The sequence below is a fragment of the Pseudoduganella sp. GW821-FHT05F09 genome (assembly GCF_059419605.1).
The window spans coordinates 125,360-132,799 of sequence record NZ_JBWKSD010000011.1; the positions used below are offsets into that span (position 1 = coordinate 125,360).

Sequence of the window (7,440 nt, forward strand, 5' to 3'; positions counted from 1 at the left end):
CTGAGAGAAACATCCATTTCTTTCAAGTCAAGTCCTGGCGGAGGCCATCATGCGATGCCGCGTCGTGCAACTGCTGGCTGGAGCGGCCTTCGCCGCCGCTCCCGGCGCGGCCGTTTGCGGCGGGCAGGAAACGGAAAAGCCGGCCCTGTCCGGCACCGTGACCCTGGATAATAGTGGTGTGGCGGGTAAAAACGGCGCGGACGGCCGCTTGCGCGGCGGGGTGCGCATAGATTACAGCCTGCCGGCGTCCACGCCGGGCGCGACGCTGGATTTGTACGGCGGCTACAACCAGACCGATTTTGTTTGGCCAGACCGGGCCTGGCAGGAGGGCGGCAAGGGCGCCATGCTGGGGGCGCGCTACAGCGCGCTACTGTCCAAGAGCGACAGCCACGAGGGGCGCCTTAACCTGGGGGCCGGCATCAAGGCTTTCCGCGCCGACGGCGGGCAGCAGGATGGCGAAGCGGGCGGCGACGTCACGGTCCATCCGCTGAGCCTGAATTACAGCGGCAACTGGCTGTTCGACAAGGGCGAGCTGAGCGGTTCGGTGACCGTGCTGCGCAACCTGGCAGGCGGGGCGCGCGGCGGGCAGGACGATTTCAGCCGGGCGCGGCCCGGCGCGGACGCCCGCTACAGCATCGTGCGGCTGGCGGCCAGCCTGACCCGGCAGCTGCCGCGCGACTTCCAGGTGCGCGCCGCCGTGAACGGGCAGTACACGCGCGACGCGCTGGTGGCGGGGGAGCAGATCGGCATCGGCGGCGGCGCCCGGGTGCGTGGTTTTAGCGCCCGCGACCTGTCAAATGACAGCGGACTGACCGCCAATGTCGAGCTATACTCGCCGCAGTTGTGCGGCGATTCGCGCTGGCAATGCCGCGCACTGGTGTTTTATGACAAGGGCCTGATCAAGCGCAACCTCGAACAGGGAGGCGAGCTGCGCACGAAATCGATCGGCAGCGTGGGCGTGGGCCTGCGCGTCAATATCTCCCGCGATGTGGATGTACAGCTGGACTACGGCCATGTGCTGCGCTCCAGCCAGTTGCCGTCACAAGATAAAAATCGCCTGCACCTCAGGGTAGACCTGAGCTGGTGACACGCTAAAAATATGCACAATGAGGTAAGTACGATGATGACAGGTCCGGTTCCCCAAGGCATGCGGCGCAAGCTGCTCGCGGTGTTGGTTGCAGCTTGCTACGGCTCCGCTTACGGCAACCCCAGCACACCGCAGGTCGTTGCCGGCCAGGCCACCTTCCTCCAGCAAGGCAATTTGTACTCGATTACGAATACGCCGAACACCATCATCAACTGGCAAAACTTCTCGATCAATCCCAACGAGATCACGCGCTTTATCCAGCAGAGCGGCGACAGCAAGGTGCTGAACCGCATTGTCGGCCAGGACCCCAGCAAAATCCTCGGCTCGCTGCAGTCGAACGGCAAGGTCTACCTGATCAACCCGAACGGCATCCTGTTCGGCAAGGACGCGCGGGTGGACGTCAACGGCCTGGTGGCGTCCAGCCTGGCCATCAGCAATAGCGATTTCCTGGCCGGCAAAAACCACTTCAGCGGCGCCGGCGCCGGCAAGGTGGTCAACCAGGGCAGCATCACCACGCCTTCCGGCGGCCAGGTCTACCTGATCGGCTCCGGCGTGGAGAACAGTGGCGTGATCACCTCCCCGCAGGGCGAAGTGGTGCTGGCGGCGGGCAATAGCGTGCAGCTGGTGGACTCGGCCAATCCGGACGTGCACGTGGTGGTGTCGGCCCCGGCCGACCAGGCGCTGAACCTGGGCCAGGTGCTGGCGGCGGGCGGCAAGGTGGGCATTTACGGCGCGCTGGTGAACCAGCGCGGCCGCATCAATGCGGACAGCGCGGCGCTGGGCGAGAACGGCAAGATCGTGCTCAAGGCCAGCGGCGCCAACAGCACCACCATGCTGGAGGCGGGCAGCCAGACCAGCGCCACCAACAGCGCCGGCAAGGGCGGCGAGATCCAGCTGCTGGGCGAGCGCGTGGGCCTGAGCGGCAACGCGGCGGTGGACGCCAGCGGCGCGGCCGGCGGCGGCACCGTGCTGATCGGCGGCGACTATCAAGGCCAGGGTGATGGCAAAAGCGCCGCCGTGCCGCATGCGCAGCAGACTTATATCGGCGCGGACGCCAGCGTGCGCGCCGACGCCACCGGCCGCGGCGACGGCGGCAAGATCATCGCCTGGAGCGACGGCGCCACCCGCGTGTTCGGCCAGCTGTCCGCGCGCGGCGGCGCGCAGGGCGGCGACGGCGGCCTGGTGGAAACCTCGGGCCATTACCTCGACATGCAGGGCAGGGTCGACACCCGCGCCCAGGCGCCGGGCGGCAAGACCGGCACGCTGCTGCTGGACCCGACCGACATCTATATCGCCGACAACGCGCTGGCGGCCTTCTACGGCGGCGGCATGCCGCTCACCGCGCCGTCGCTGCTGCAGGACATCACCGGCAAGATTTTTGAAATCGCCAGCGTGGCGCACGAGTCGCTGCTGACCACCGGCGCGCTGCAAACGCTGCTGGACAGCACGGATGTGACCGTGCGCACCACCAACAGCAGCGGCACCGGCGACGGTTCCATCCACCTCATCAATGGCCTGGGCTGGACCAGCGGCAGCAGCCTGACGCTGCAGGCCGACAAGGACATCTTCCTGAAGGCCGGCATCGCCGCGCCCAACGCTGCGGTCCACCTCAATGCCAGCGCCGGCACCATCGTGCAGACCACCAGCCCGATCGACGGCATGACGGCGAAGAGCCTGAGCGCCATCGCGGCCGGCGACATTATCCTGGACAATACCGGCAACAGCGTGTCCGGCACCACCACGCTGAACTCCACCTCGAACACCGGCAACATCACGCTGAGCGGCCAGAGCATCAAGCTGGGCAGCACCAGCGCCGGCGGCACCCTGACGGCCAGCGCCTACAACGGCGACCTGGCCGTGACCGGCACCGTCACCGCGGGCGGCGGCGTGGTGCTGTCCACGCTGGCCGGCGCGGGCCACCGCATCACCAATGGCGGCAGCGTCACCTCCGGCGCCAGCATCGAGCTGAACAGCGACAAGATGACGCTGGCCGGCGGCACGCTGACGGCGCCGTCGGTGCTGCTGAAATCGGCCAACGCCATCAATATCGGCGCCACCGCCGACGCGGCCGGCACGCTGGTGCTGAGCGCGGCCGACCTGGCGACGGTGACGGCCAACGAGCTGCAAGTGACGGTCGCCAGCGGCAGCGGCGACATCGCGGTCAGTGCGCCGCTGACGTTCAGCAAGCAGCTGGCGCTGACCGCCAGGCACAATATCAGCCTGGGCGCGGCGGTCGCCACCGGCGGCCTGACGCTGAGCACGCCGGGCGATATTACCGCCACCGGCAGCGTCGCGGTCGACGGCACCTTCAATCTGCTGCAGGGTAACTGGAGCCAGAACAGCGGCACGCTGCCTGCGTTCAGCGCCAAGGACTTCCGCTTGAGCGGCGGCACCTTCCTGCGCGGCTACGGCACCGGCGATTCCGGCTATGAACTGTTCGACGCTTACGGCCTGCAGGGCGTGGCCACGCTGATCACGCTGGCGCCGAGCCTGGCCTTTACCCTGCATGGCAATATCGACGCCAGCGGCACATCGCTGTGGAACGGCGGCGCCGGCTTCAAGCCTATCGGCAATAGCGACTATGTCTACAACGGCATTTTCGACGGCAATCACAAAGCGATTACCGGACTGGTCATCAGCCGCGCCGAGAGCGACAACGTTGGCCTGTTCAGCTACCTGGGCGGCAGCGGCCGCGTCCGCGACCTGGCATTGCTGGGCGGCTCGGTAACGGGCGCGGCCAATGTCGGCGCGTTGGCGGGCCATGCCGAGGGCCAGATCGTCAATGTGGCCAGCTCTGCCAGCGTGAGCGGCATCCGCAATGCGGGTGGCCTGGTGGGCAACAACAGCGGCAGCATCCTGACCTCCGGCGCCACCGGCGCCGTCACCGGCCGCGAGGCGGCCATGTACGCCAACAGCATCGGCGGACTGGCGGGGCTCAGCACAGGCAGCATTACCAGCTCCTTCGCCACCGGCGCCGTGGACACCGTGGGCCAGGGCTATGCAGGCGGCCTGGTCGGCACCAACAGCGGCACAGTGTCCCAGTCCTACGCCAGCGGCGCGGTGACCACCACCGGTGAAATCATCGGCGGCCTGGTGGGCGACAACTACGGCACCATCGAACGCTCCTACGCCAGCGGCAATGTGGCCGGCGGGCGCAACGTGGGCGGCTTGGTGGGGCGCACAGGTTATGATGGCCAAAGCTCCGCCAGCATTAGCAATGTCTACGCCAGCGGCAACGTCAGCGGCCACGGCAGCAGCACGGACTTTGTGCACAACAACGCCGGCGGCCTGCTGGGCGAATTCTCCGCCGGCACCATCACCAATGCCTTTACCACAGGCCAGGTGGACGGCAGCGCGTTCGGCACCGGCGTCAATGGCCTGGTCGGCTTTACCAACGGCTCCCAGGTCGTGCGTGGCTATTACGACCTGACCAAGGCCGGCCGCAGCACGGACGCCGCCGGCGGCGTCGGGCTGACCACGGCGCAGAGCAAACTGCAGAGCAGCTTCGGCGACTTCTTCACCGGCGATACCGCTTGGCGCATCTATGACGGCGACACCATTCCGCTGCTGAAGGCCTTCCTGAAACCGGTCACCGTTACCATTGCCGGCAGCAATGCCAGCGTGGTATACGGTAACCCGATGCCGACCTACTCTGGCACGCCGACCTACGCCGGCTTGGCCAACGGCGACTCCCTGAGCGGCACACTGGGCTGGGGCACGGCGAAGAATGTGGGCACCTATAACACCGGCGGCCTGTATTCGACCACTTACGACATCAGCTACGCCGCCGGTGCGCCGACGCTGGAAATTACGCGGCGCGAACTGACCGCAACCATCAGCGGCAGCAAGGTCTACAATGGCAACACGACCTTCAGCAACGCCAGCGCCACGCTGGCTAACGTGGCGTATGACGATGTCGTGTCGGCCAGCGTGTCGGCCAGTTTTGCCGACAAGAACGCCGGCACCGGCAAGGCCCTCAGCAATGTCGAGATGCAGCTGAGCGAAGGCGCGTCGCGCAACTACACGCTCAAGACTACTTACGTCAGCGAAGCCGAAATCACGCGCGCACCGCTGAGCGTCGGCGGCATTGCCGGTGTGAACCGCGTCTACAACGGCACCACGGCCGCCACGGTCAACGCCGCCAGCGACTGGTCGGCCCACGGGCTGTCGGGCGATACCGTCACGGCAGCGCTGGCCGGCGGCTACACCTTCAGCGACAAGAATGTGGGCGTGGAGAAATCCATCCGGGTGCCCCTCACGCTGAGTGGCACCGATGCGGGCAACTACCTGCCGTACACCACCACCTACGCCGACATTACCGTCGCATCGCTCAGCATCAGCGGGCTGACCGGGATGAACCGGGTCTACGACGGTAGCAATAACGCGACCGTGACCAACGCCACCTTCAACGGCGTGTTCGCCGGCGATGTGGTGACGCTGGGGACGGTGCACGCCTATTTCGTCGGCGGCAAGAACGTGGGCAGCAACAAGGCGATCGGCTTTGAAGGACTGGCATCGCTGGGAGGCGCCGACGGCGCCAACTATAAGGTGACCGGCAGCATGCCGACCAATGTCACCGCCAGCATCACGCCCGCCACGCTGACCGTGAACGGCATCACCGCGCAAAGCCGGGACTACAACGGCGGCACCGGCGTCACCCTGAACGTGGGCGAGGGCGGCTATCTGAGCGGCGTGATACAGGGCGACAGCGTGTTGCTGAATTCGGCCAACCTGACGGGCAGCTTTGCGGACCGCAACGTCGGCAACGGCAAGGTGGTGACGGTGGCCGGCCTGTCGCTGAGCGCTACCGCCGATGCCGGCAACTACGTGCTGGCGGCGCCTACGGTGACCGCCAACATCACGCAGCTCGGCAAGGCCACTTGGACCGGCAACGCCGGCAACAATCTATGGAGCGACGCCAGCAACTGGGTCGGCGGCGCGGTGCCGACCGCCAGCAATGTGCTGGCTGCTGAACTGAGCGCCTATGGTGGCGCGGTGATCTACGACGGCGGTTCTACCACGCTGAGCAGCTTGACCTCCGTGCATGGCCAAGGCCTGACCGTGAGCGGCGGCGCGCTGACGCTGGGCGTGCAGGCCGGCGACACGTCCAGCCTGTCCGGCGGCGCCCTGAGGGTGAACAGCGGCGGCTCCCTGAGCCTGGCTGGCAGCATGGCCAGCGGCAGCTACACGCAGACCGGCGGCACGCTGGGCGGCAGCGGCAGCCTGGTCACCAATTCCTTTAACCTGAGCGGCGGGACCATCAGCGGCCTGACCGGGATCACCATCAATTCGCAGTACACCCAAAGCGGCGGCAGCATCGCCATTCCCGGCAACCTGGCGATCCATCAAAGCAGTGGCAGCCTGGCGCTGGGTTCGATTTCGGCGACCGAGTCGATTGCACTCTACACAGGGGAGGGCGGCAGCATTACTCAGAGCGGGGCGCTGAGCACCGGCATGTTGACGATATCGTCGCGCGGCGGCGCCGTGCTCAACAACAACGCCAATCATGTGCTGCATGTCAGCGGCAGCAACAGCAACGGCGGCGGCATCAGCCTGCGCAACACGCTGAGCGGCAGCGAGCAGCTGGGGGTGGGGCCGCTGAGCACCACGACCGGCAGCCTGCTCATCGATAACGTGGGCGGTATTTACACCGCAGGCACCTTGTCGGCGCCGAGCGGTGCGATCCTGCTGACGGCCCATAGCCCGATCACCATCAGCGACACGCTGGTCGCGGACAGCATCAGCCTGTCCGCCAGCACCGGAATTTCCCTGAGTGGGGATGCCAATCTCCAGGCCAGCCACAATATCTTCATGGTGGCCGGCACCGACATCGAACTGGCGGGCACGCTGAACAGCAGCCACGGCAGCATCAGCCTGCAGGCGCAGTCCGGCAGCATCACGGCGGACAGCGGCATGCATATTACCGGCAGCGGCACGGTCACGCTGACCGCGCCGAACGGTTCGATCTCGGCGCCGCAGAGTATCTTCCTGGGCGGTAGCCTGCCGGTTCTGACCGACAGCTCGGCTGCAGCCGATGCCGCTGCGAAAGCTGCGGCGGAAGCCGCGGCGGCGGAAGCGGCAGCCAAGGCGGCAGCGGAGAAGGCGGCGGCGGAAGCGGCAGCCAAGGCGGCAGCGGAGAAGGCGGCAGCGGAAGCGGCAGCCAAGGCGGCAGCGGAGAAGGCCGCAGCGGAGGCGGCAGCCAAGGAGGCGGCGGACAAGGCGGCGGCGGAAGCGGCGGCCAAGGCGGCAGCGGAGAAGGCTGCGGCGGAAGCGGCGGCCAAGGCGGCAGCGGAGAAGGCGGCGGCGGAAGCGGCAGCCAAGGCGGCAGCGGAGAAGGCGGCAGCGGAAGCGGC

The 7,440-nt window shown here is 67.2% G+C and carries 2 protein-coding genes; both read left to right on the plus strand.

Going from position 1 to position 7,440, the window contains the following annotated elements; all coding sequences use genetic code 11:
* The first annotated feature begins 49 nt into the window (after positions 1-49).
* On the plus strand, positions 50-1,087 hold the full coding sequence (locus AC07S4_RS27945; RefSeq protein ID WP_494989708.1) for a ShlB/FhaC/HecB family hemolysin secretion/activation protein: 1,038 nt from the start codon (positions 50-52) through the stop codon (positions 1,085-1,087).
* A gap of 33 nt (positions 1,088-1,120) precedes the next feature.
* Positions 1,121-7,440, plus strand: a 6,320-nt coding sequence (locus AC07S4_RS27950) for a YDG domain-containing protein (protein ID WP_494989709.1), incomplete at its 3' end; no start/stop codon positions are given.

What these genes read in the sequence shown, in the direction of transcription:
- AC07S4_RS27945 (WP_494989708.1), top strand. Translation starts at nt 50, where the DNA reads ATGCGATGCCGCGTCGTGCAACTGCTGGCTGGAGCGGCCTTCGCCGCC.